Here is a 25,597-nt window from a genome sequence, read left to right on the forward strand (position 1 = left end):
CGTTTTTGCGTGGGATATAATCGGGCAGCGAAGGTATGGGTGGGCGCGCGTACGCTCACCGTTTGGAAGGACATGAAGTGACAGCGAACAGCGATGCGCCGTGCGAGAACGATGTGCGGGTAACGGTTCTCATTCCCGCGTACAACGTGGAGGATAGCCTGCGCGAGGGTGTGGAATCCATTTTCGAGCAGGGCGTTTCCGATGTGCAGGTGCTCATCGTGGACGACGGCAGCACCGATGGCACGTTGGAAGTTGCCCGCGACCTTGCCGCGCAAGATGCGCGCGTGACGGTGCTCCATCAGGCAAATGCTGGCGCCGCTGCTGCGCGCAACGCGGGCGTGCTGCAGGCGCGTGGCGAATGGATCTGCTTTGTCGATGCCGACGACCGCTTGCTGCCGGGCGCATTGCATACGCTGCTGGCATGCACGGCTCCCAGCCCGCAGGGCTGTGTACCCGATATCGTGGTGGGCGACTTCGTTGAGGTTGATGGTTCTTCGCGCCGCGTGCGCGTGAACTTTTCCAGCGAGCGCACGTACTTCGGGCGCGATGACCGCGCGTATTTACTGAACATGGTGCTTTCCAATATTGAACCCGACGGCAGTAGGGGTAGCGGCCTGGCTGGTGCCGTATGGGCGCGCATCTATCGCAGGGCGTTTCTGGTGGAACATGGCCTGATGAGCGATGTGGCACTGCGCCGTTCTCAGGACATTGCGTTCAATCTGCATTGCTTCGACCTGGCCACGTGCGTTGCGTGTTGTCACGAGCCTGTGTATGAGTACCGCATCAATTCCGCTTCGGCCACCAGGCGTCATGACCCCGAATCGCTGAAGAAGACGCTCGTGTACTATGCCGCTGTGCAGCGGTTCATGGAAGAGCACGACGCCGGGTTCCTGCGCAATACGTTCTACATGGCCTGCGTCGATTGCATTCCGCCCATTTGGCGGCAGATGGGCGACGAGAGCAGGCGTTCGTTCGTTGGCCTGTGTCAGACCGAACCGTTTGCTACGGCCATCCGCGACATCGACGACAAGCCACTTGACGCGAAGACGCGTATCGAGATAGCTCTCCTGCGGCGTCGTATCTATTTCCCGCTGTATTGGTACGCGAAGCGCACCCTTGTGCGCGCACGTAGGGCGTAGGGCCCGTTCGCGCCCAATCATCCCATCGATTGTAGGGTGGCGCACGCGCGCAAAACCCCGTCTGCGATAGTGGCGTTTCGGCTGGTTGCTCGGTATACTGAACGAGTTACGCTAAGTTGTTCTGGGTGGGGGTTATTATGGCGAACGCATACATTCAACCGCATGCGCGCACGCTTCGCATTGGCCTTGCCATTGCCGCTAGTCTTCTGGCCGTTTCCCTTTTTTGCGTGGCGGGCCCCGCCTATGCGCTCGACGACCCCGTCGATACGCAGGCGGATGCCGTTGCAAACGGTTTGCCCAGTGATGATCTAGCGGCTTTGGCCGATGCGCGGGACGAAGCGGCTAAATCCGTTCCTTCTGCTGATGGTCAGGAGCAATCCGCTGTTCAAGCGAGCGAGCCTTCGTCGACGGTTCAAGAAGGCTCCGCGTCTGCTGCAGGCGAAAGCGCCGTCCTCTCCGCAGATGCCGTTGAAACGCCGGTCGCTTCCGCAGACGAAATCGCCGGTCAGAACGCCGCCGATTCCTCCAGCCAGCTTGCCCCGGCGTCCGATGCCGCCTCGCATGGCGATGCCGCCGAGTCGGGGCTTGTCGTTGCTTCCGATGGCGAAACGCCCTCGTACGAAGAATCGCATGTGAACATGTATCGCCTGTACAACCCGAATTCGGGCGAACATTTCTATACGTCGAGCGAATCTGAGGCAATGAACGTTGCCAGTGCCGGTTGGCAGTGGGAGGGCATCGGCTGGGTGGCTCCCACCACGTCGAGCACGCCCGTATATCGTCTATACAATCCCAACGGCGGCGATCACTTCTACACGACGTCGAAGAGCGAGCGCGACGGCCTGGTGAAGAAGGGCTGGAAGTACGAGGGCATCGGCTGGTACTCCGATTCAGAAGACACGGGGCTCGTCGTGTATCGCCAGTACAACAAGAACGCCAAGACGGGCTCGCACAACTACACGACGTCCGCCTCCGAAAACGCCTCGCTTGTGAAGATGGGCTGGACGGCCGAGGGTATTGCCTGGTACGCCACGAATGGCGCGAACCTGCCGTTTGCGGCGCGCTGGCTCGTTTCCCCCGCGTGGACGGGGTCTCTCGAGCGCTACTGGCTCGATTCGAATGCAAGCGTTGCCAAGTCTCGCCTTGTTACCGCTTCGGAGGGTGCGGGGTATACCGCATACGCGCGTCCCAACGGCATCATCGTGCGCGGAAAGTGGGATAACGGCGCTGGTCGCGTTTATGTTGCGAGCAATGACGGAAAGCTGGCATCCACGTCCGACGGAAATACCGGTTGGCTTGTGACCAAGGCCTACGATGGCGTATTGCAGCGCTATCGCTACGACGCCACGTCCCATGCCATGCTGTCGGGCTTCTTCAAGGTCGACAGCACGCCGTATTTCGGCCTGGGCAATCAGGGCTATGTGCTGCGTGGTAAGCAGCTGTACGGCAACTACATGTTGCTGGCCGACAACGACGGCAAGATGCCTTCCAATGCCGGCTGGGTCGTTTCCAAGGATTACGACGGTGGAATCTACCAGCGCTACTACATGAAGAGCGTGTTTAGCGGCGGCTATTATGGCGCTCGCAAGGGCTACTTCACCGTGGATGGCTCGCTGTACTACGGCATCAATGACGTGTACTACGTGTTGCGCAATGGCTACGTGGCGCGCAACAACGAGCTCTACCATGCCGACAACGATGGCAAGATTACGCGTTCGTACGACTATTCGGGCGCTCAGCTGGAAATGTTCCTGCGTGCGCAGAGTAAGAGCAGCTCCACGGGCTATCTGCTCATGACCGATACCTCGGAATGCTGGTTCGGCGTGATGGTGGGGTACAAGGGCTTCTGGCAGTTCAAGTACTTCTGGCGTTGCGTATGCGGTGCCAGCAACTATCGCACGCCCACGGGAACGTGGACTACGCAGACTCACGAACGCTACCTTATGTGGGCGGGCGAGCCCGAGATGAGCTCGCAGTGGGCCACGAAGTACACCGGCCCGTATGCCGTCCACAGCATTCTGGCTTCGAAGAGCGAGCTGGGCCAGCATCTGTCGCATGGCTGCATTCGCCTGGAGTGGAAGAACGCGCAGTGGGTGTACGACAACGTCCCGCTGGGTACCACCATCCACAATTATCGTCCGTAATACCTGGGGTAACGGGGATAGTGTAGAATATCCCCGTTATCGAAGGGCTGTAACGGGGGAGTGATTACCACGGCTGTGCAAGGGAAGAACGCTTCACGGCCCTCGCTTCTCTTCGTCCTTGCGTTCGCTGCCGCGCTGGCGGTGGGCCTGGCGTTCTGCATTGCGAAATCGGGCTACTTCGTCGACGAGATCTATTCGTACGGCCTTTCCAACAGCTACTATTCTCCATTTCTGAAGAGCGCCTACGACGATGACATCACCGGCAAGGTGATCGAGCGCGATGCGCTTCTGGAATACGTGCAGGTCGACGAAGGCCAGCAATTCGCGTTCGATTCGGTGTTCTACAATCAGTCGCAAGATGTGCATCCGCCGCTGTACTACTGCGTCGTGCATGCGGTGTCGTCCTTTCTGCCAGGTGTGTTCTCGAAGTGGATAGGCCTGGCCATAAACCTGGTCTTCTTCGGACTCACGCTCTTCTTCCTCTATCGTCTTTCGCGGGAGCTGCTCGAAGACGAAGCGGCTGCCGTTATGGCCATGCTCGCGTACGGCATGAGCCAGGCGTGCCTTTCCACGTTGGTGCTCATTCGCATGTACATGCTCATGTCGCTGCTCACGGTGCTGCTGGCCTATGTGGTGCTGCGCCTACATCGCAGCGAAAAGCCCGCCTGGTACGTTGCCCTCTTCGCCGTGGCGTACTGCGGCATGCTCACGCAGTACCTGTTCGCGTTCTATCTGGCGTTGCTTGCCGCGGCGTACGTTGCCTACCTGGTGCTACGCAAGAAGCAGCTACGTCGGGCGGGTGTGTTTGCGGCGGTGGTCGTCGTGGCGGGTCTTGCCATGCTGGCTACGTTTCCGGCCGTGTTCGAGCAGATGACGAACGTGACCGATCGCTTTGCGCCCGTGGAGGCAACGCCTTCGCTTGCGTATCTCGTGGTCGTGGCGTTCAAGTACCTTGCCTCGTCGTGTTTCGTGATGTGCGCCACATCGCTAGTCCTTGCCGTGTGCGTGGTATGGCGCACGGTTCGCGGGCGCGTGGCGGCGCGCGAAGCCCTGCGCGTTGATCCTCTGGCGTGGATTATCGTACTGCCGGCGTTTGCCGCGTATTTCCTGGTGCGCACCGTATGGGGCTATCACGATGAGCGCTATACGTTCTCGGTGATTCCGCTCATGGCCGTCCTTGTGGGCATGCTCGTGACGTGGGCGCGCGGTTTGGGTGCGTTCGAGCGTTCGCGGGCCCTTGCGCCCTTATGCTGCGCGTTGGTGGCGCTTGCGTCTCTTGGCATGAGTGTTGCGGTCATGCCGCCCAACTACATGATGCCGCAAGACCCCGAGCGAACTGCCTTCGCCCAGGAGCATGCCAGCGACCCGGTGTTGTATTTCGTTTCCACGTATCGCGATGCGGCCATGACGAACGACTACGAACAGCTGGTGGAGTACGGCTCCATTTGCACGGTGAATGCCGATGGTCCGTACGATGAGAGCCTGTCGCTCGTGAGCGACTACCTGGCCCGCTACCCGGAGGGGTCGCCAGTCGTGGTGTATATCCAAACGTATGCGACGTCTCCCGATCCCAGCGTCATGCTCGACTGGCTGTCCAGCTCGCTGGGCTTGGAAGTCTCCTCGTTGGCATACGAGAGCGACTTGTCGGAAACGTATGTACTCGAATCGAACCGGGGAGGGAATCGGTAGCGTATGGATGCCAGCTTGAACAATGCTGCGGCGCTCCCGGGATTTGCGCCCGATGGGTCGCTGCTCGCACCCACTCCCATCGTGGAGCTCGATGGCGTGAGCTGCGACAACGAGCTCTACGTGAAGCGCGACGATCTGATTCCGTTTTCGTTCGGCGGCAACAAGGCGCGTATCGCCCAGTGCTTCTTCGCCGATGCGCTTGCGCAAGGTTGCAATGCCATCGTGGCGTATGGCAGCACGCGTTCGAACTTGGCGCGCGTTATGGCGAATGGTGCGGCGCGTATGAGCATGCCCTGCATCGTGGTTTCCCCGGCCGAGGAAGACGGATCGCGCCCTCGTTCGTTCAATGCTGAGCTTTGCTCCCGCTTGGGGGCCCAGGTTCGCCCCTGTCAGAAGGGTGCGGTGGCCCAGGCGGTGGAAGCCGCTCTGGACGAATTGCGAGAACGGGGCTTTCGGCCGTATTACATCTACGGCAATCGTTTTGGCAAGGGTAACGAGGCCACTCCCGTACAGGCGTATGTGCATGCGAGCAGGGAAGTTGCCGATTGGGAGCGCGCTTCGGGCGCCTCGTTCGACTACGTCTTCCTGGCTACGGGCACGGGCATGACGCAGGCGGGGCTGCTGTGCGGAAGCGTCCTTGGCGGTTCGGCTTGCAAGGTCGTGGGCGTTTCCGTGGCGCGTTCTGCGGAAGCGGCTACGGAGCACATCGAGGGGTATTGCCGGGCGTATTTAGCGTCGCGTGGGGTTGACGTGCCGGCCGACCTGCATAGCCGCATTCACGTAAGCGATGAGTTCCTGCATGGTGGCTATGGGCGCGCCGATGCCGCTGAGCAGCAGACCATTCGCCATGCGTTTGCGCACGCGGGCATGCCGCTTGACGAAACGTATGTGGGGAAGGGCTTCGACGGCATGCTTCGATACCTGCATGATCAGGGCATATGCGAAAAGCGCATACTGTTCTTGCATACGGGTGGTACGCCGCTGTTCTTCGATGCACTCGATGGCTCGGAAGGCGCGGTGCGTGCATGACGCGTCGTTTCCCCCGCCGTCCTCAGTTCGTGATCGTGTCGCCCCGACAGAGCGGGGGCGGCGCCATCGTGCTGCATGCCCTTGCGAAATACGCTTCCGAACTGGGCTATCGTGCGCGCGTGTTCTATCCGGGCGAGCGCAAGTACGAACCGGGTCGCAAGGCGTTCTTCTGGCGGCAGCAAATCGTGTTTACCATAACCGACGTTGTGCGCGTGGCGCTGGTGAAGCTTTTCGGCGAGAAGCCGTTTCTGAATAACCCCCTGTTCAAGGGGTATGTGAACGTGTCGGTGCGCGGTGTTGCGCGCAAGTGGTTGCCGCGTGTGACCGATGACGACGTGGTGGTGTATTCCGACAACATCGTGGGGAATCCGCTGCATGCTACGCATGTGGTGCGTTGGCTGCTCTACCACTATACGTACAAGGACCGCCCTGGCGTGGCCTATAGCGAAAGCGACGTGTTCTACTGCTACATGCAGCCGTTCAACGATATGGACCTGAACCCCCAGGGTCGTCAGCTGACTACGCCGTATTACGACTTGGAACTGTACAAGCAGACGAACTTCGGCGAGCGCACGGGCACGTGCTACGTCGTTCGAAAGGGCGCCGATCGCCCCGACTTGCCCGAGTCGTTCGATGGCATCGTGGTGGATGACCTTTCCGAGGTGGAAAAGGTTCGCGTGTTCAACGAGTGTAAGTACTGCGTGAGCTACGACATGCAAACGGCATACTCTACGTTGGCGAGCATTTGCGGGTGCATTTCGGTGGTGGTGCCCGAGCCGGGCAAGACGTACGACGATTATTACGCTGAAGACTACAAGATGTACGGCGTGGCATTTGGGTTCGACCCCGAGCAGCTGGCGTATTCTGAGCGCACGCGTTCCGATGCGCTTGCGTATTACACTGCGCGCAACGAGGAGAGTCGCGCGCAGGCCCAGGCGTTCGTGGAAGATTGCAAGGAGCTGTTCTTCTCGTAGGCGTCGGGATTTCGTAGTCTATAATGTGCGGACCGATTTCGCCTTGGGGCGAAACGGCGTGTTCGACGGATGGAAGGGTGCTGTATGAGCGACGGTATGCAGGGTGTTCAAACGGGGCTTGCCCCCGAGCGTCCCAACGTGCTCATTACGTCGGTGGGCCGCAGGACCTACCTGGTGCGCTGGTTCCAGGAGGCGCTTGCCGGCGAAGGCGAAGTGCATGTGGTGAACAGCTCATCGCTCACGCCCGCATTTGCCCTGGCGGACGCTGCGGAAGTATGTCCGCTCATCTATTCCGACGAATACATTCCCTTCCTGCTGCGGTATTGCCGCGACCATCGCATCGGCGCGCTGCTCTCGCTGTTCGACATCGACGTGCCCGTTCTGTCGGCCCATGCAAGTGAGTTCCGCGCGTTGGGGGTAGAGCCCATTGTGGCGCCATTGCAGGTGGCTCGGGCGTGCAATGACAAGTACCTGGGGCAGAAGCTCGTGGAGGGCGCTGGCATTCCCGCGCTTGCCACCTATCTTTCCTTAGACGACGCCAGGCGCGCGCTTGCGGCGGGGGAGGTATCGTTTCCCCTGTTCGTGAAGCCACGTTGGGGCATGGGCTCCATTGGCATCTATGCGGCCCATTCAAAGGAAGAGCTCGAGGCCATGTATCGTCTGGTGCGCGCCCAGGTCGCCAGCTCGTATGTGAAGTACGAGTCGTGCGAGGATCCTAGCCACGCCGTGCTTATTCAGCAGGCGGCCGCGGGCGAGGAATACGGCATGGACGTAATGTGCGATCTGCGGGGTGAGTTCGCTGGCGTTTCGGTGCGCAAGAAAATTGCCATGCGCTCGGGTGAAACCGACATTGCCCAGGTCATCGAGCCTCCGTGCGAGTTCGTTGAGCTTGCGCGCACGCTTGCCCAGGTGGCGCCCCATCCGGGGAACATGGATGTAGACGTGTTCGCGGTGCAAAACGACGACGGGTCGTATGCTTCGTTGCGCGTACTGGAAATGAATGCGCGCTTCGGTGGTGGTTATCCGTTTTCCCATCAGGCGGGCGTGAACCTGCCAAAGGCTTTGGTTGCTTGGCTGCGCGGCGAAGAGCCTGCGCCCGATTTGCTGGCTGCGCATAAGCCAGGCTTGTACATGAAGGACATATCGGTCGTTCAGCTTGGGTAGGGGCAAGGCGTTTCCGCGGTTGTTTTATTACGGGAACGTGTCGTTTTGGCACTCAAGATAGTTGAGTGCTAGCATGGTACAAAAATTTTAAGGCCCACTGCAGAAAAGAGGAGCCACATGTCATTCGACAAGTTTACCGATAAGGCGAGAAAGGTGCTGGTTATCGCGCAAGACGAAGCCAGGGGCCTGCATCAGCCTTATGTCGGGACCGAGCACATATTGCTCGCTCTCATCAAGGAGCAAGACGGTCTGGCCGCTCAGGCGCTCGACCGCTTGAACGTTCACTACGACGAGGCCGTGCACGCCGTGAAGCAGGTCGTGACCATCGACCCCGATTCCGACGTGTCGGGTCATCTGGGCTTCACGCCGCGCGTGAAGCGCGTGCTGGAGAACAGCCTGCGCGAGGCCATGCAGATGGGTCAGAGCTACATCTCTACCGAGCATCTGCTGCTGGGCATCGTGCGCGAGGGCGAGGGCGCCGCGATCGACGCGCTTGGTCGCCTGGGCGTTTCGGGCGATGCCGTGCGTAGCGCCCTGAACGACCTGGTGGGTCAGTCGTCGGTGTTCGCCGGCCGCGCTGGGGTCGACCCTGGTGCGCAGCCGAAGGAAAGCGCCCTGGCCGAATATGGCACCGACCTCACCAAGAAGGCCGCCGAAGGCAAGCTCGATCCGGTCATTGGCCGCGCGGGCGAAATCGAACGCATCATGCAGGTGCTCTGCCGTCGCCAGAAGAACAATCCGCTGATTATCGGCGACCCGGGCGTTGGCAAGACGGCTGTGGTGGAAGGCCTGGCCCAGCTCATCGTGAGCAACCAGGTTCCCGACATGCTGCGTCATCAGCGCTTGTTCACGCTCGACATTTCCAGCCTGGTTGCGGGCAGCAAGTACCGTGGCGAGTTCGAAGAGCGCCTGAAGAAGTGCATCAAGGAAGTCATCGCGGAAGGCGATATCATCCTGTTCATCGACGAGCTGCATACGCTCATCGGTGCGGGTGCGGCCGAGGGTTCCATCGACGCCGCCAGCATTCTGAAGCCGCCGCTGTCTCGTGGCGAGATTCAGGTCATTGGCGCCACCACCATCGACGAATACCGCAAGCACGTGGAAAAGGATTCCGCGCTCGAGCGTCGCTTCCAGCCCATCACCGTGGGCGAGCCCAACGAGGAACAGTCCATTCGCATCATGCGGGGCCTGCGCGATCGCTACGAAGAGCATCACGGCGTAAAGTTCACCGACGAAGCCCTGCAGGCGGCCGTTCAGCTTTCCAGTCGCTACATTCAGGACCGCTTCCTGCCCGACAAGGCCATCGACGTCATGGACGAAGCGGGCGCGCGCATGCGCATCCGCAACATGACGCTGCCGCCCGAGCTGGCAGAGCTCGACGATAAGCTGCGCAAAGTGCGCCAGAAGAAGGAAGGCGCCATCGCCGACCAGGACTTCGAACAGGCCGCTGCCCTGCGCGACCAGGAAGAGCAGCTGAAGCGCGACCGCGAAGTCGCCCAGCAGAAGTGGGAAGAGGAATCGCACAAGACGCTTCAGCAGGTTTCCGCCGAAGACATCGCCGACGTGGTGAGCATGACCACGGGCGTGCCCGTAAGCGACCTCACCGAAGCCGAGGCCGACAAGCTGCTGCGCATGGAAAGCGTGCTGCACGAGCGCATCGTGGGTCAGGACGAGGCAGTCACCGCCGTTTCGAAGGCTATTCGCCGCGCTCGCAGCGGCCTGGCCGACCCGAAGCGCCCCACCGGTTCGTTCATCTTCCTGGGCCCCAGCGGCGTGGGCAAGACGGAGCTTTCCAAGGCGCTCGCGGAGTTCCTGTTCAACAGCGAAGATGCGCTCATCAGCTTCGACATGAGCGAGTACATGGAAAAGCACACGGTATCGCGTCTCATCGGTTCGCCCCCGGGCTACGTGGGCTACGACGAGGGCGGCCAGCTTACGAAGGCCGTGCGCCAGCGTCCGTATTCCGTGGTGCTGTTCGACGAGATCGAGAAGGCCCATCCCGATGTCTTCAACATCTTGCTCGAGATCCTGGAAGAGGGTAGGCTCACCGACGGCCAGGGCCGTTCGGTCGACTTCCGCAACACCGTCATCATCATGACGAGCAACGTGGGTGCGCGTGACATCGCCCAAACGGCGCCGCTGGGCTTTGGCGGTTCCGAGCAGGCGGGTCTTTCCGATACGGAAATCAAGAGCCGCGTGACGAGTGAGTTGAAGAAGCTCTTCCGTCCCGAGTTCCTGAACCGTATCGACGAGACCATCGTGTTCAAGAGCCTCACGAAGGAAGAGATCGGCCAGATCGTGAAGCTGATGGTTGCCGACCTGCGCGAGCGCTTGATCGCCCAGAACATGACCATCAACATCACCGACGACGCCTGCCGCTACATTGCCGAGCAGGGCACCGACACCACGTACGGTGCGCGCCCGCTGCGTCGTGCCATTCAGCGCCTGCTGGAAGACCCCATCTCCGATCAGGTTCTGGAAGGGAAGTGGCGTTCGGGTTCGGTTATCGACGTCAGCCTGAAGGATGGCGAGCTCATATTCGAGCCTGGAACCGGCGACATTCCTGCGCCGCGTAAGCGCGATAGCATCGCGCATGACGCCGAGTTGCTCATGCGCGGCTACGACCTCTCCGATACCGGTCGCGCCCTGCGTTCGGGCGGCTCGGGTTCGGGTGGCGTTCCCGCAGCCGACGGGGCAGCGAACTAGCTGATGACGAAGGCGCATGATTCGCTCATGCGCCTTCTCTTTTGCCCTGTCATTCCGCATGTCGTGGGTTTTGTCGTATCATGGGGTAACGTGCGCGGGGGTTCCCGCGCTTTGAATTGCAAAGGAGGCGCACCATGCGCAACGTAGATGCGCAGTACAACCTTGCGGGCACGATGGATCCCATTTACGCTCCCTCGGCGCTGCGCTCGCCCGAGGCTCTTATCAGCGCCATCGATTTCGATGCGCTTACTCAGAACCTCGTGGGGTTGGAAGGCAAGGTCGACAAGGACCCGAAAACCGCAGCGATTATCCTGGCTGGTGGCCAGGGCGAGCGCTTTGGCCGCGATGGTGGCAAGCAGCTCGTTGAAATCGCTGGCAAGCCCGTGCTCACGTGGTCGGCTGAAGCGTTCGACGCCGTGGGCGATGTGGGTCTTATCGTGGTCGTGTGCCCGAAGGAGCGCCAGGCGGAATACCTGGCCCGCGCCATCGACCCGTTCCCCTTCGTAACGCCCGTTGTCATGGCCCCGGCTGGCGACATCCGCCAGGAAAGCGCCTTTTCCGGCTTGGAATACGTCGACGATCGCTTCGAGTTCGTGGTGCTGCACGATGGCGCCCGTCCGCTCATCAGCCCCGAGCTCATCGCGCACACCATTAGCGTGCTGAAGGGCAACGTCGACGCCGATGGCGCTGTGGTGGCCCATCCTTCGGTCGACACGCTCAAGGTCGTGGAAAACGGCGTGATCATGGGTACGCCCGATCGCACTGTGTTCTGGAATGCGCAGACGCCGCAGGTGTTCCGCACGGGCATCTATCGTCGCGCCCACGCTTCGGCGCTGTCCGATGGCTTCGTGGGCACCGACGACGCCTCGCTCATCGAGCGCTTGGGCGGCAAGGTGCTCGTGGTGGAAGGCAAGCGCGACAATATCAAGCTCACCGTGCCGGAAGACTATCTCATGTTGGCCGCAGCCGTGCATACCATGCTGCGCGAAAGGGCGGGTGAGCAGGAATAATGTCTATTCCCAACCTGCGCATCGGCCTGGGCGCCGATACGCATCAGCTGGTGGAGGGCCGCGATCTCATCATCGGCGGCGTGAACATTCCCTACGAAAAGGGCCTGCTGGGGCATTCCGATGCCGACGTGCTGGCCCATGCCGTTGCCGACGCCGTGTTGGGTGCTGCCCGTGCGGGCGACATTGGCAAGCTCTTCCCCGATACCGATGCTGCGTATGCCGGGGCCGATAGCATGGTGCTGTTGGCGAAGGCCGCCGAGCACGTGCGCGAGCTTGGCTTCGAAATCGTCGATGTCGATAGCGTCATTTCCGCGCAGGCTCCCAAGATGTCGCCGCATCGCGACGCCATGCGCGCCAACTTGGCCAAGGCCATGGGCATCTCCGTGGAAAACGTGGGCGTGAAGGCCACCACAACCGAGCATCTTGGCTATGAGGGTCGTGGCGAGGGCATTTCTGCCCAGGCCACCGCTCTGCTCGCGCGATGTAACTAGGTGCCGCCCATAACGCATGCTGCTACGCTCGCCCCGTTATGCGGGGCGCTGCCATTTCGTGTGCGTTCTTCCGATTGGGTATTCGCTATGATGTTCAATCAGCTATCATGCTTTCCACAGGAACACGAAGGATAGGCTCGTAGATGATCCGCATTTACAATACGAAGACGCGCGAGAAGGAAGATTTCCAGAGCGCTCAACTGGGCAAAGTGCACATGTACGTGTGCGGCCCCACGGTTTACAACTACATTCACATCGGCAATGCCCGCACGTTCATCAGCTTCGACGTCATTCGTCGATACCTTTCGTGGCGTGGCTTCGATGTCACGTTCGTGCAGAACATTACCGATGTTGATGACAAGATCATCAACAAGGCGAACGAAGAGGGCCGCAGCGCCGCCGAGGTTGCCCAGGAGTACACCGAGGCATTCATCGCCGATATGCATGCCATGGGCGTGCTCGACCCCGACGTGCGCCCGAAGGCCACCGAGGAAATCCCCGCGATGATCGAGCTCGTGCAGAAGCTCATCGACGCTGGCTGCGCATACGAAGCCGAAGGCGACGTGTACTTCAGCGTCCGCAGTTGGGAAAAGTACGGCGCCCTTTCTGGCCGCGACGTGAACGAGCTGGAAAGCGGCCATCGCGACCTGCGTACCGAGGGCATCGGCGATCGCAAGCGCGATTCGCTCGACTTCGCCGTCTGGAAGGCCGCCAAGCCCGGCGAGCCCGCGTGGGAATCCCCCTGGGGTATGGGCCGTCCCGGCTGGCACATCGAGTGCTCGGCCATGGCCAAGAAGTACCTGGGCCTTCCGCTCGACATCCATGGTGGCGGCGCCGACCTGGTGTTCCCGCATCACGAAAACGAGACGGCGCAGAGCGAAGCCGGCTATGGCGAGACGTTCTGCAACTACTGGATGCACAGTGGCATGCTGCGCATCAATTCCGAGAAGATGAGCAAGTCGCTGGGTAACTTCCTGTTGCTGCGCGACGTGCTTGCCACCACGAAGCCCGATGTTCTGCGCATGCTCATGCTGCAGACGCACTACCGCAGCCCGCTCGACTTCTCCCAGGACCGCCTGGATGAAGCCGAAGCTGCCCTCGAGCGCATTTCGGGCCTGGTAGCGCGCCTGGATTGGGCTATGAAGAACGCCCAGGACATCCCCAGCCCGCTCGATACGCGCACCATCATGAAGCGCACCAAGGAAATGCGCAACGAGTTCATCGTCACCATGGACGATGACTTCAATACCGCTGGCGCTCTGGGCGTGCTGTTCGCCTTCGTGGGCGAGCTCAATACCCAGCTGGGCGACAAGACCTGTTCGCTTTCCGATGTGCCCATCCTGCGTGGTGCTCATACGGTAATCATCGAGCTCATGAGCGTGTTCGGCATCATGCTGGGCCAGGAGGAGGAAGGCTCCGACTTCCCGCAGGAAGTCGTCGACCTTTCCCGCGAGCTTACGGGCTATACGGGCGCGAATCCCAAGCAGGCGGTCGACGTGCTGCTGGCGGCTCGTGCCGAGGCGCGCAAGAATCGCGACTTCGCGTTGGCCGACAAGGTGCGTGACGGTCTTGCGGGTCTGGGCTTCACCATCGAAGACACGCCCCAGGGTGCGCGCGTTACGTATAACGCGTAACTGAGCAGGCTTGGTTGCATGCTTCACGGCCCCGGATTCTTCCGGGGCCGTTTTGCGTGTGGTGGGGCATGGCGTAGAGAACGCGTGATGAATGTGCGCCGTAGCGTATGGGCCTCCTTTCGGCTCGCTATAATGAGCCAATTAAGCGAAATTTTCGGCGAAAGGGATGCTCCATGGCCTACATCTTCGAAGAACCTTCTCGTACTTTCAATGAGTACCTGCTCGTTCCCGGTTACTCATCGTCCGAGAATCGTCCCGAAAACGTGAGCCTGAAGACCCCGCTCGTGAAGTTCAAGAAGGGCGAAGAGCCCGCCATCAGCCTGAACATCCCCATGGTGTCCGCCATCATGCAGGCTGTTTCCGACGACGGCATGAGTGTTGCCCTGGCCACCGAAGGCGGCATGAGCTTCATCTACGGTAGCCAGACCATCGAAGACGAAGCCGCCATGGTTGCCCGCGTGAAGGACTACAAGGCCGGTTTCGTAACCAGCGATTCGAACCTTTCCCCCGACATGACGCTTGCCGATGTGGTGGCCCTGAAGGAGCAGACGGGCCATTCCACCATGCCCGTTACCTCCGACGGCACGGGCCATGGCAAGCTGCTCGGCGTTGTTACCGAGCGCGACTATCGCCTTTCCCGTATGAGCATGGACGAAGTCGTGCGCGACTTCATGACCCCGCGCGAAAAGCTCATCGTGGCTCCCGCCGACACCACGCTGAAGAAGGCAAACGATATCATCTGGGACAACAAGCTGAACTCCCTGCCCATCGTCGACGAGAACGACAACCTGGTCTACATGGTGTTCCGCAAGGACTATGATTCCCACAAGAGCAACCCCAATGAAATGCTCGACGCTCATAAGCGTTACATGGTAGGCGCTGGCATCAACACGCGCGACTACGCTGAGCGCGTTCCCGCCCTGGTAGAAGCTGGTGTCGACTGCCTGTGCATCGACAGCTCGGAAGGCTTCTCCGAGTGGCAGGCCCTTACCCTCAAGTGGATCCGCGACCACTACGGCGACAGCGTGAAGGTTGGCGCTGGCAACGTAGTCGACCGCGATGGCTTCCGCTTCCTGGCAGAAGCTGGCGCCGACTTCATCAAGATTGGTATCGGCGGCGGCTCCATCTGCATCACGCGTGAGCAGAAGGGCATTGGTCGTGGCCAGGCCACGGCTACCATCGAAGTTGCCAAGGCGCGCGACGAGTACTTCGAGGAGACGGGCATCTACATCCCCATCTGCTCCGACGGTGGCATCGTGTACGACACGCACATCACGCTGGCCCTGGCCATGGGCGCCGACTTCGTCATGCTGGGTCGCTACTTCGCCCGCTTCGATGAGGCTCCCAACAACCGCGTTATGGTGAACGGCAGCTACATGAAGGAATACTGGGGCGAGGGTTCAGCCCGCGCTCGCAACTGGCAGCGCTACGACCTGGGCGGTCAGAAGAAGGGCATGACGTTCGAAGAGGGCGTCGACAGCTACGTGCCTTACGCTGGCAGCCTGAAGGACAACGTGAACGTTACGCTGTCCAAGGTCAAGAGCACCATGTGCAACTGCGGTGCGCTCACCATCCCCGAGTTCCAGGAAAAGGCGAAGCTCACCGTGGTCAGCGCCACGTCCATCGTGGAAGGCGGCGCACACGACGTTCTGCAGAAGGACAAGAACCCCTACGTTACGAACGTAGGCTAAACGCTTTATTTCGCGATTCGCAGGGCGTCTCCTACGGGAGGCGCCCTTTTTGCACTCGCAGCTGCATTGGCGGACCTGAGGGCGTAATTCGTCCCCGTTCCGCTCGTTTTCGGCGTTGTCGAACGCTCGCCGTTCCGAATTGAGGCGTATTTTGCGAGTCATTTGCTTCCGTTGGGAGGCTGAATCGTAAAATGGGCAAAATCGAGGGTCGTTTTTGCAAAAATGCGCCGTTTTGCACATGAATCATCGCGATTTGGGCTCTTTGAAGGGGGTAACGGAGCTACTTCACGCTTCTGGGTCGGTATTTCCCCAGGTCGGCTTTTGCCATGTGTGATTCCAAGCGCTGAAAAATGTGTAAAAGGCTGCATTTTTTACATTTTGCCGCCTGAATTTGCCCAATTGCATGGAAACGTGGGTGTTGGGGCAGTGGGGCGAGCACGTATACGTATGCTTTGCCCGCGCTCCTCGCCATCTGGGCTGGTTGTACGTAAGCGGCCACGCCGCCGAGTTGCGACCAGGCGTAGACGCGCATCCTTGGCGATGGTTCTGGCCCCTGCTAGCGGGTGAGGTGGAGAATTTCTTCTCGGCTTGAAACGTTCAACTTGCGGTAGATGTTATGGATGTGCGTGCGAGCGGTGTTGGGGCTGATGAACAGAACTTTTGCAACGTAGGTACCCGTGTGTCCCTTGGCAAGATAGTGCAGGATCTCGGTTTCGCGGGGCGTGAGGTTATGCGTTTGGGCAATGCGGTCGATGTGCTCTTCACGAGCGTCCGTAAGATCGCTGGCAGCGTTTTCTCCCTGCTCGTCGGGCTTTACGTCCGTTTCCGTATCCGCCTTGTTGAAAACGCCCTGCGATTGGACGGTGGTTATGGCGTACAGCGCGGTGACTACGATGGCGAGCGTGTTCATGTCGGAATCGGCGATCATCTCTCCTGCACGCACGCCAAGGAACGATGCGAGCGCGAAAAGCGAGAGGGCAAGCAGGAATACGGAATCGCTGGGAAACTCTCCGGCGTGCGCAATGGCGCAGATGATGCCAAGGGTCAAGATCGCTACGAACATGTACAGCAGCATGGTCATGACAGCGTTTAGGACGGAGCCGCCAAGTACGGCAAGCGTAATGCTGAAGATGGAAAGCGTGCTTACTGCGATGAGCGGAATGACGCGTTGGTAGAGAACGCGAATAAGCGGGGCATTGCGCGTGAGCAAGACGCAGCTAATGACGATGGCTGCTGCGATAAGCGTGCCCACAATGTACGTATCGTACATCTCCATGAACACGGTGCGCATGGAGCCAGTGATAAAGGCACAAAGGGCGAGCCCTAATGCAGGCGCAGCGGTTACGTGAGCGAGCGAAGGAAGATGCTCCGAGAACGCCGGCTGGCTGGTTGTTTGATGCGAGCGAAGCGCATACGGCAACAGTGCAGCGGCTATGACGCAGGCCGCAAATGCTCCCAGGGCGATTTCGACGGGTGCGTAGTACTCGAATGCATGAATTGCCGCGCAGATAACGGCCGCTGATGCGGCGGTAATGAGCGCTCGGCTGAATGACAGGCGTTTGAGGATTCTGCCCCACGTAAGGCAAAGCAATACGCTTCCCGGGCTGCACGTGAGGGCGGTGGCTATACAGGTAAATGCGATGGCGTTAGTGGGCAGCGCCTCAAATACGCTGGAAGCGATAAACGAGGCGGAGCCGATGACGTAGAGGAGTGCTCCCGTGGGGCGCGCAACGGCATCGGAAATGCGGCGTCCGCGGAATGCCAGGAGTGCCACGATCAGCGCCAGAACGAACGTGCATGCGAGTAGGATTTGGGCGAATGACCCCACGAAGGCGGTCGTTCCGGGGAGGCGCTGGAAGGGCAGGATTGCGGGGGAATAGAGCTGCACGGAGGCAATGAACGCCGCCATGCCGCTTGTGATGAGTATCGTTTCGTGGCGCAGGGCGCGCGTGCTGTTGTGGTCCTCGGTCACTTCTATCTCCTCCTGACGGCAGGGTAGCATACCCGTGAGGGGCGTTGGCGGCGCTTGCCAAATTGGAACGGGTCGTACACTTATGACCTGGGGGTTTCGTAAAAATACGTAAAAACGTTGAGAGCTTGTAATGGCCCAATCGCAAGCGAAATAAACATTTTTTCGGATGGCGGAGGGTGCTGTGGGCGCGGAATATGTTCCCTGGCTCGCTCGAAGAGGTGGCGGGCTTGTCCAAAGATCCATTGGAGGGAAATATGGCACTTTCACGTCGTAGTTTTCTAAAGGGCGCTGCGGGCGCGGGCGTAATGGCTGCAGCAGCGGCCGGCATGGCAGGTTGCGCTTCGCCGAAGACGAGCTCCACCAAGAGCGGAAGCTCTGCGCAGGCGACGCGTCCCGACTATTACATATGCGATAGCGATTGGCTGGGCGAAGCCCCGGAAATCGCGAGTAGCGAAATCACTGAAACCAAATCATATGATGTCGTCGTCGTTGGCGGCGGCCATTCCGGTACGCAGGCCGCCTTGGCTGCAGCTCAGCTGGGCGCCAGCGTTTGCGTCGTCGAGACGCACGAAGATGGTTCGATCGTCTATCGTGGCGACGACATCTGCAGCTACAACAGCGAGCTGCTGAAGAGCTGGGGCTTTGGCCCGTACGATCTGGAAGAGATCGTCAACGAGTACGTGCGCCGCGCAAATGGCCGTTGCAACACCGATGTCATTCGCTCTTTCGTGTACAACTCGGGCGAAATGATGGATAACCTGGTGAGCATCGTGCCCTCCACGAGCACGATCTTCGATCGCGATGGTGGCCAGTGCATCGTGCAGACGGCCTACGATAAGCCCGATGGAAGCTCGTATCCCGTCGAGATCGCTGGCTACAAGATGTGGGCAAGCACCGTGCAGACCATCGGCACGGAAAACGAGCAGCCGGTTGGCAAGCGTCAGCTCACTGGCATCAGTCGCCTGGCCGAAATCGAGTGGTACTCCCGCGAGGCGGCCGAGGACCTGGGCGCTGAATGGCATTGCGGCTGCACTGCCTCCAAGCTCGTTCAGGATTCCAATGGCGCCGTGACGGGCGTTATTGCCAAGAGCAGCGCGGGCGGCTACGTCGAATTCGACGCGACCAAGGGCGTTATCCTGGCAACGGGCGACTTTGGCGCCAACTACGAAATGGTCTGGGAACTCTGCAGCGAATGTGCTGAAAATGCCATGCGTCACGGCGTTGAGAAGACCGACCTGGTTGGCATGACCGACTGCGATGGCAGTGGCCATAAGCTGGGCTGCTGGGCTGGTGGCGCAATCGAAAGCCACCCCCGTCCGGTTGCCGGCAATGCTCCGATGATCTCCTTTGGTCCCTGGGGCTCTACGCCTTGCCTGTGGCTGAACTGCAAGGGCGAGCGCTTCATGAACGAGGCTTTTGCTGGCCTGGTTCTGGCTCAGTCCATCCGTCAGCCTGTCGATACGGATGCCGCCATGCAGGGCAACTTCGCTATCATGGACGCCAACTACATGAATTACATCCAGCGCGCTGGTCTCGACCACGGCGCTCCCAACTGGGGATTCCCAGAAGGCGTTGAAGAGTTCGACGCGGCCATGAAGAACGCCGATGTGTCCGCAGGCGTCGTGAACGTGCGCGGTCTGGAAATCGCGAACCGCACGAGCCCCATGTACAACGACGTATACGTGGGCGCTACCGCCGAAGAGGCGCTGAAGAACGCTGGCCTCACAGGCGATGCCCTGACCACGGCCCTCGAATCCCTCGAGCGCTACAACGAGCTGTGCGCCGCCGGTGCCGACGCCGACTACGGCAAGCCCGCCGACGTGATGCTTCCCATCGAGCAGGGTCCCTTCTACGTTGCCACTCAGGGCACGACGTCCCTGTACGGCCCCGGCCTCAATACGCTGGCTGGCCTGTGCGTGAATGGTAACTACCAGGTGCTCAAGGCCGACAAGAGCGACGTCATCGAAGGCCTGTACGCGGTAGGCAACACCATGGGCGAACGCTATGGCAATGCCTACAACTGCCCGAGTGCAGGCAACAACATGGGTAACGCCATGACCAGTGGTCGCGTCGCGGGTAAGCACGCTGCCAGCAAATAGCACTTTCGCATAGCCGCGCATTTCCCCTCCCAGGCGTTGGCTGTTATAGGATCGAAAGCGCCCGGTCTCTGCAGGACTGGGCGCTTTCGCCATTCTCTGCCTTCGATTGTGGGTTTCGGGGTGGGTGCGCCTATCGTGTTCAAACATGCGTATAATTGGGAAAACTATCGACCAGATGCACGAAGGAATGCACATGAAGGAATACAATCCGCGCGAGATTGAGCCCCGTCTGCAGCAGGCGTGGGCCGATGCAGAACTCGACAAGGTAAACGAGAGCGCCGACAAGCCCAAGAAATACGTGCTCGAGATGTTCCCCTATCCTTCGGGCGATATCCATATGGGTCACGTGCGTAATTACTCCATTGGCGACGTGGTTGCTCGCTACAACCGCATGCGCGGCTTCGACGTGCTGCATCCCATGGGCTGGGACGCTTTTGGCCTGCCTGCGGAAAATGCGGCCATCAAGCGCAATTCTCACCCCGCCACCTGGACGTATGCAAACATCGAAACCCAGAAGGCCAGCTTCAAGCGCATGGGCTTCAGCTACGACTGGGACCGCACCGTGGTTGCGTGCGACCCCGAGTACTATCGCTGGGGTCAGTGGATCTTCGAGCAGTTCTGGAAGCGTGGTTTGGTCGAGCGCCGCAATTCTCCCGTGAACTGGTGCCCAGGTTGCCAGACCGTTTTGGCGAACGAGCAGGTCATCGAAGGCCGTTGTTGGCGTTGCGATAGCGAAGTGGAAAAGCGCGACCTCACGCAGTGGTACTTCAAGATCACCGACTACGCGCAGGAGCTGCTCGACGACCTCGATCAGCTGGAGGGTTGGCCCGAGCGCGTAAAGCAGCAGCAGGCCAATTGGATCGGTCGCAGCGAGGGCGCGGAAGTTCAATTCGCCCTGTGCGATGCCGATGGCAACGAAACCGACGATTTCATTACCGTGTTCACCACGCGCGCCGACACGCTGTTCGGTTGCAGCTTCTTCGTGCTGGCGCCGGAATATCCGCGCGTGGCCGAGCTCGTGGCGGGCACGGAATACGAAAAGCCCGTTATGGACTTGGTGGAAGCCTCGAAGAAGGTAACCGCCGTGCAGCGCGCTCAGGGCGATCACGAAAAGCATGGCGAGTTCACCGGCCGTTATGTGGTGAACCCCATCAACGGCCAGAAGGTGCCCGTATGGGTTGCCGACTACGTAGTGGCCGATTACGGCACGGGCGCCGTCATGGCCGTTCCCTGTGGCGACCAGCGTGACTTCGAATTCGCGCGTAAGTACAACCTGCCCATCATCCCCATCATCCTGGGCGACGATGATCCGCTCATGGAACAGCTGGCGGGCGAGCAGAATCGCGTTGTCACCGAGGTTCCGTGGGATCAGGCCATGGATGCCGAGGGCACGCTCGTGCAGAGCGGCCCGTACACGGGTATGCGCGGAGGCAAACATTCCGAAGGCGAGGCCGCCATCGTGGCCGCGCTGGAAGAGGCGGGCCGCGGCAAGCGCAAGGTGGAATTCCGCCTGCGCGACTGGCTCATTTCTCGCCAGCGCTATTGGGGCAACCCCATTCCCGCCATCCACTGCCCGGAATGCGGCGTCGTGCCCGTTCCCGAAGAGGACCTTCCCGTGTTGCTGCCGAAGGACATCGACCTTGCTGCAGGCGAGACGCTTGCTTCCCATGAGGAATTCTGTTCTTGCACGTGCCCGAAGTGCGGCGGTCCCGCCAAGCGCGAAACCGACACCATGGATACGTTTACGTGCAGCAGCTGGTACTACATGCGCTATACCGACCCGCACAACCAGGATGCTCCCTTCGATTCCGCGAAGGCGAACCGCTGGATGCCCGTCGACCAGTACATCGGCGGCATCGAGCACGCCATCCTGCATCTGCTTTACAGCCGCTTCTACACGAAGGTGCTGCGTGACTGCGGTCTGCTGAACTTCGACGAGCCCTTCACGAATCTGCTCTGCCAGGGCATGGTGCTCGACGAGCATGGCGACGTCATGAGCAAGAGCAAGGGCAACGTCATCGCCCCCGAAACCATGATCGAACGCTACGGCGCCGACGCCGTGCGTGCGTACATCCTGTTCATGGCTCCGCCCGAGAAGGAGCTGCTGTGGAACGAGGATGGCCTGGCTGGCGTGCATCGCTTCCTGGTGCGCGTGTGGCGCCAGGTGCACGACCTGCTGGGCATCGCTGGGGAAGAGACGCTGTTCGACCCCGAGGCCGCCAACGACAAGAAGGCTCCGGCGCCCGCCGACGCCGCCAAGACGCTGCTGCGCGAACGCCATCGCGTGGTGGGCAAGGTCACCGACGACTTCGATCGTACGAACTTCAACACGGCCATCGCCGCCATCATGGAGCTTTCCAACGCTACGGGCGCGTTTTTGCGCGTCACGAATGCCGAGCAGCGCGCTGCCGAATACGCAGATATGTCTGCCGAGGTGGCAAGCGTGCTCGTGCGTCTGCTGGCTCCTGTTGCGCCCCATTGGGCCGACGAGCTGTGGCAGACTGCCCTGGGCAACGATGGTTCGGTGCATCGCGCCGAATGGCCCACGTTCGATCCCGAGGCCGCCAAGGCCGACGAAGTCGAGCTTGCCGTGCAGGTGAACGGCAAGGTGCGTGCGCGCATCAATGTTGCCGCCTCTGCTGCCGAAGATGACATTCGCGCACAGGCGCTCGAGGCCATTTCCGCCTATACGGAAGGCAAGAACGTGCTGAAGGCCATCGTCATTCCCGGTCGTCTCGTGAATGTGGTCGTTAAATAAGTGCGTTTGATTAGGTTCGTTTTCAAACTCGTATTCAGAATCGTGGGCGCCATCATCGCGGTGGCGCTCGCCGTTCTTCTCGTGCCCAATGCATGGGAATACGCCACGCAGGTGGGAAAGCTGCGCGAAAGCGATGCCGTGGAGGCGTCCGTGCAGGCAGGCACTGCCACGTACGACTGCATTTTCGTGCTGGGCGCGGCGGTGCAATCCAACGGCGAGCCTTCCACTATTTTGCAGGATCGCCTGGATATGGCCATAGCCCTGTACAAGGCGGGCGTGGCCCCGAAGATCATCATGAGTGGCGACGACGAGAGCGATTCCTCGTATGACGAGGTCATGAACATGAAGCGCTATGCCGTCGAGGCGGGCGTGCCCAGCGAGGACATCTTTTGCGATCATGCGGGGCTGAACACCTACGACAGCATGTACCGCGCGAAATACGTGTTCGGCGTCTCCTCCATGGTGGTGGTCACGCAGGAGTATCACCAGTATCGCGCGCTGTTCGACGCCAGTTCCTTCGGCATGCAAGTCGTGGGCGTCTCCAGCGACCTGCATAGCTATGCGAAGCAGACGTACTTCGACATTCGCGAGGTGTTTGCGCGCATCAGCGACATGGGCAAGGTGCTCACCAATCAACAGGCCACGCGCCTGAGCGAACCCGTGAGCCTTAGCCAGTCGGGCGACGTCACCAGCTGGTAACAGCCGCTCTTCCGGGCGGCAGCTATGGAAATTCCCGATATCCAGCTAGCGTCACGCCGCAGTCGTCCGCTTTATCACGCGAAAGTGCTACCATACTCTTTCAAACAGTGAAAGCGGCGAAAGGAATCGGCCATGTTGAATACCACGATGCAATCGTTGGGCGCGGCCCCGTCGGCTATCCGTACGCTCTTCGCGTATGGCGCCGAGCGCAAGAAGGTCATTGGCGCAGATAAGGTGTTCGACTACAGCATTGGCAATCCCAGCGTTCCCGCCCCCCAGGAGGTGGGCAATGCCATGGTGGAATTCGGCCAGGCCGACCCCGTTGCCGTGCATGCGTACACGCAGGCTGCGGGCGACCCCGACATCCGCCAGCACATCGCCGATTCCCTGAATCGCCAGCATGGCACCAGCTACGATGCCTCGAATCTCTACCTTACCTGTGGTGCCGCCGCGGCTATCAGCATTTCCCTGAAGGCCATCATCGAGCCGGGCGACGAGATCATCGTCATCAGCCCGTATTTCCCCGAGTATCGCGTATGGATCGAAACCCACGGCGCGCGCATCGTGGAAGTTCCCGCGCGTCTCGATAACTTCGAAATCGACCTTCCCGCGCTGGAGGCTGCCATCACCGCGCATACGAAGGCCGTCATCATCAACACGCCTAACAACCCGGTGGGCGTCGTGTATTCGCTGGAGAACTTGCAGGGCCTGGCTAGCGTGCTTACGCGCAAGAGCGAGCAGAATGGCCGCCCCATCTTCCTAATTTCCGACGAGCCCTATCGCGAGCTCGTGTATGGCGGGCGTGAAGTGCCTTGGGTGCCCAGCATCTACGACAACACGATTGTCTGCTATTCCTGGAGCAAGTGTCTCTCGCTGCCGGGCGAGCGCATTGGCTACGTGCTCGTGCCGCCTACGGCAACCGAGCATGTGGCGCTTACGCAGGCCGTTTCCGGTGCTGGCCGTGCGCTGGGCTTCATCTGTGCCCCTGCGCTTTTCCAGCGCATCATCGAGCGCTGCGTCGACCTGCCTGCCGACATTGCCACGTACGAGCGAAATCGCCAGATTCTCTGCGACATCCTCGATGAGTTCGGTTACACCTACATCGAGCCGCAAGGTGCGTTCTACCTGTGGGTGAAGGCCCTTGAGGACGATGCGCAGGCGTTCAGCGACAAGGCGAAGGAGCATGAGCTTCTGCTGGTGCCCAGCGATAGCTTTGGCGTGGGCGGCTGGGTGCGCCTGGGCTACTGCATCGCGGAAGAGACGATCCGCAACTCGCGCGAGGCCTTTGGCGCGTTGAAGCGCGATTACGAATAGCCGCGTTTCCGCAGCACGTAAAGAACGACCCCGTTGGCCAGCGGGGTCGATTGCTATTTGACCATGTTTGCCAGGTTCTCGATGAGGTCTTTCGCGCCCTGGACTGCGGCATCGAAGCCGTTTGCGGCGGCTTCTCCGAATGCCTGCCTAATCGAGTAGCCCAGGTTTTCGAACAGGTAGGGGTTGAACTGGATGACGTACACGAGCCCGAAGATGAGCAGGACCAGTATTACGATGAGCGCGATGCGGCCTGCGTACGACTTGCGCGCGGTGTTTTCCGAGGAGAACGTGCGTGCGTTCGTGGCGGGTTGCGCGTAGCCGTAGGCGTCGACCCCAATGGGCTCCATGACCTCCGTGCCGCTGCGCGTGACCGGGGTGGCGGCCGGTGCGCTCTGGGGCATGTTGGTGGTTGCCTGGGGCGTCATGCCACTTGTCCATCCTGCGGGACGTTCGCTGGCCCATTCGTCTTGTCCGAACGTGTCGGGGCGCGGCGCAGCGGGGATGTCGAAGCCGCTCAGGTCGGGTTCGCCTGGGTCTGCCTGGGAGAAGACGGAGGGGTTGGGCGGGGCCGCCGCGGCAAGGATCTGCGTCTTGTCGGCATCGACCATGCCCGTGGCGACGGCGTAAGACGGGTTGGGTGCGATGACGGCCGTTTCGTCGCGGTTGATTGAAGCGGGCTTGATGGGCGGGATGTGCGCCAGGCGAGATGCCTTTGCAACGGGGTCCATCATTTGCGTCGCCGCGGGAGCCATGGCTTCCTGGGTTCCCGCTTCCGAAAGCGGTTCGGGAATGTTCTCAATGCCGCTCCATGCCGCCTGCGCCTCGAGTTCGGAGGGCGGGACGATTTCCTTTCCGCAGTTCATGCAGAAGCGCGCCCCTTCATCCAGGGGCGTACCGCAAGCGGGGCAGAAATGCGCGGCCATGCGTTCTCCGTTTCGATTGGCGTGTCGGTCGTTGGTATACATGGCTTTCTATCTTACGTGCCATAACGGTTTCGGAAAAACTCTGTACCGAATCGTCACGAACCGTGCGTCGCGTTTTCAAAACTATGGAGGCGTTTCTGCCTGGTATGATGGCTTTAGTG

17 protein-coding genes are annotated in these 25,597 nt (G+C 60.5%); 15 read left to right on the forward strand and 2 right to left on the reverse strand.

Annotated features, from left to right (window positions below; translation table 11 throughout):
- The first annotated feature begins 77 nt into the window (after positions 1–77).
- From E7002_RS05760 to E7002_RS05810, 11 genes are all read left to right on the forward strand, one after another.
- A complete protein-coding gene (locus tag E7002_RS05760) occupies positions 78–1,139 on the forward strand; it encodes a glycosyltransferase (protein ID WP_303727914.1) in 1,062 nt (353 codons plus the stop codon).
- 137 nt (positions 1,140–1,276) lie between these two features.
- Complete coding sequence (locus E7002_RS05765; protein WP_303727915.1) at positions 1,277–3,283, forward strand: L,D-transpeptidase family protein; 2,007 nt, start codon at positions 1,277–1,279, stop codon at positions 3,281–3,283.
- 60 nt (positions 3,284–3,343) lie between these two features.
- Positions 3,344–4,972, forward strand: a complete 1,629-nt coding sequence (locus E7002_RS05770; RefSeq protein ID WP_303727916.1) for a glycosyltransferase family 39 protein — start codon at positions 3,344–3,346, stop codon at positions 4,970–4,972.
- Positions 4,973–4,975: 3 nt separating this feature from the next.
- Positions 4,976–6,001, forward strand: a complete 1,026-nt coding sequence (locus E7002_RS05775; RefSeq protein WP_303727917.1) for a 1-aminocyclopropane-1-carboxylate deaminase/D-cysteine desulfhydrase — start codon at positions 4,976–4,978, stop codon at positions 5,999–6,001.
- Positions 5,998–6,975 carry a hypothetical protein gene (locus E7002_RS05780; RefSeq protein WP_303727918.1) on the forward strand — a complete coding sequence of 326 codons (978 nt, stop codon included), beginning with the start codon at positions 5,998–6,000 and terminating at the stop codon, positions 6,973–6,975. The genes E7002_RS05775 and E7002_RS05780 overlap by 4 nt, the downstream gene beginning before the upstream one ends.
- A gap of 84 nt (positions 6,976–7,059) precedes the next feature.
- On the forward strand, positions 7,060–8,139 hold the full coding sequence (locus tag E7002_RS05785; RefSeq protein ID WP_303727919.1) for an ATP-grasp domain-containing protein: 1,080 nt from the start codon (positions 7,060–7,062) through the stop codon (positions 8,137–8,139).
- Between the two features lie 117 nt (positions 8,140–8,256).
- Positions 8,257–10,845, forward strand: coding sequence for an ATP-dependent Clp protease ATP-binding subunit (locus E7002_RS05790; protein WP_303727920.1), 2,589 nt, complete (start codon positions 8,257–8,259; stop codon positions 10,843–10,845).
- Between the two features lie 134 nt (positions 10,846–10,979).
- Entirely contained in the window at positions 10,980–11,855 is an 876-nt protein-coding gene (ispD, locus tag E7002_RS05795; protein ID WP_303727921.1) for a 2-C-methyl-D-erythritol 4-phosphate cytidylyltransferase, read from the forward strand.
- Complete coding sequence (ispF, locus tag E7002_RS05800) at positions 11,855–12,346, forward strand: 2-C-methyl-D-erythritol 2,4-cyclodiphosphate synthase (protein ID WP_066660505.1); 492 nt, start codon at positions 11,855–11,857, stop codon at positions 12,344–12,346. Before ispD ends, ispF begins: the two co-directional genes overlap by 1 nt.
- A gap of 143 nt (positions 12,347–12,489) precedes the next feature.
- Positions 12,490–13,980 carry a cysteine--tRNA ligase gene (cysS, locus tag E7002_RS05805; RefSeq protein ID WP_303727922.1) on the forward strand — a complete coding sequence of 497 codons (1,491 nt, stop codon included), beginning with the start codon at positions 12,490–12,492 and terminating at the stop codon, positions 13,978–13,980.
- Between the two features lie 173 nt (positions 13,981–14,153).
- Entirely contained in the window at positions 14,154–15,671 is a 1,518-nt protein-coding gene (locus E7002_RS05810) for an IMP dehydrogenase (protein ID WP_303727923.1), read from the forward strand.
- A gap of 556 nt (positions 15,672–16,227) precedes the next feature.
- Here E7002_RS05810 and E7002_RS05815 read toward each other — a convergent pair.
- The gene (locus E7002_RS05815) at positions 16,228–17,643 is read right to left on the reverse strand and encodes a helix-turn-helix transcriptional regulator (RefSeq protein ID WP_303727924.1); all 1,416 of its coding nucleotides are present in this window, start codon (positions 17,641–17,643) and stop codon (positions 16,228–16,230) included.
- 254 nt (positions 17,644–17,897) lie between these two features.
- Here E7002_RS05815 and E7002_RS05820 point away from each other — a divergent pair, with 254 nt between their 5' ends.
- The 4 genes from E7002_RS05820 to E7002_RS05835 all read left to right on the forward strand — a co-directional run bounded on the left by E7002_RS05820 (position 17,898) and on the right by E7002_RS05835 (position 24,513).
- Complete coding sequence (locus tag E7002_RS05820) at positions 17,898–19,742, forward strand: FAD-binding protein (protein WP_303727925.1); 1,845 nt, start codon at positions 17,898–17,900, stop codon at positions 19,740–19,742.
- A gap of 193 nt (positions 19,743–19,935) precedes the next feature.
- Complete coding sequence (leuS, locus tag E7002_RS05825; RefSeq protein WP_303727926.1) at positions 19,936–22,500, forward strand: leucine--tRNA ligase; 2,565 nt, start codon at positions 19,936–19,938, stop codon at positions 22,498–22,500.
- Positions 22,501–22,506: 6 nt separating this feature from the next.
- Positions 22,507–23,199 (forward strand): vancomycin high temperature exclusion protein, encoded by a 693-nt coding sequence (locus E7002_RS05830; protein WP_303727927.1) that lies wholly within the window; start codon positions 22,507–22,509, stop codon positions 23,197–23,199.
- 132 nt (positions 23,200–23,331) lie between these two features.
- A complete protein-coding gene (locus E7002_RS05835; protein WP_303727928.1) occupies positions 23,332–24,513 on the forward strand; it encodes a pyridoxal phosphate-dependent aminotransferase in 1,182 nt (393 codons plus the stop codon).
- 53 nt (positions 24,514–24,566) lie between these two features.
- On the opposite strand, the gene E7002_RS05840 is transcribed toward E7002_RS05835, so the two are convergent.
- Positions 24,567–25,436 (reverse strand): zinc-ribbon domain-containing protein, encoded by an 870-nt coding sequence (locus E7002_RS05840; RefSeq protein ID WP_303727929.1) that lies wholly within the window; start codon positions 25,434–25,436, stop codon positions 24,567–24,569.
- Between the last annotated feature and the right edge of the window lie 161 nt (positions 25,437–25,597).

The sequence above is a fragment of the Denitrobacterium detoxificans genome, from assembly GCF_015062615.1.
Lineage (GTDB): Bacteria > Actinomycetota > Coriobacteriia > Coriobacteriales > Eggerthellaceae > Denitrobacterium > Denitrobacterium detoxificans_A.

Bases quoted from the DNA above. Each gene is read 5' to 3' on its own strand.
- E7002_RS05765 (WP_303727915.1), top strand. From the start codon at position 1,277: ATGGCGAACGCATACATTCAACCGCATGCGCGCACGCTTCGCATTGGC.
- E7002_RS05775 (WP_303727917.1), top strand. From the start codon at position 4,976: ATGGATGCCAGCTTGAACAATGCTGCGGCGCTCCCGGGATTTGCGCCC.
- E7002_RS05780 (WP_303727918.1), top strand. From the start codon at position 5,998: ATGACGCGTCGTTTCCCCCGCCGTCCTCAGTTCGTGATCGTGTCGCCC.
- E7002_RS05785 (WP_303727919.1), top strand. From the start codon at position 7,060: ATGAGCGACGGTATGCAGGGTGTTCAAACGGGGCTTGCCCCCGAGCGT.
- E7002_RS05790 (WP_303727920.1), top strand. From the start codon at position 8,257: ATGTCATTCGACAAGTTTACCGATAAGGCGAGAAAGGTGCTGGTTATC.
- ispD (WP_303727921.1), top strand. From the start codon at position 10,980: ATGCGCAACGTAGATGCGCAGTACAACCTTGCGGGCACGATGGATCCC.
- ispF (WP_066660505.1), top strand. From the start codon at position 11,855: ATGTCTATTCCCAACCTGCGCATCGGCCTGGGCGCCGATACGCATCAG.
- cysS (WP_303727922.1), top strand. From the start codon at position 12,490: ATGATCCGCATTTACAATACGAAGACGCGCGAGAAGGAAGATTTCCAG.
- E7002_RS05810 (WP_303727923.1), top strand. From the start codon at position 14,154: ATGGCCTACATCTTCGAAGAACCTTCTCGTACTTTCAATGAGTACCTG.
- E7002_RS05820 (WP_303727925.1), top strand. From the start codon at position 17,898: ATGGCACTTTCACGTCGTAGTTTTCTAAAGGGCGCTGCGGGCGCGGGC.
- leuS (WP_303727926.1), top strand. From the start codon at position 19,936: ATGAAGGAATACAATCCGCGCGAGATTGAGCCCCGTCTGCAGCAGGCG.
- E7002_RS05835 (WP_303727928.1), top strand. From the start codon at position 23,332: ATGTTGAATACCACGATGCAATCGTTGGGCGCGGCCCCGTCGGCTATC.
- E7002_RS05840 (WP_303727929.1), bottom strand. From the start codon at position 25,436: ATGGCCGCGCATTTCTGCCCCGCTTGCGGTACGCCCCTGGATGAAGGG.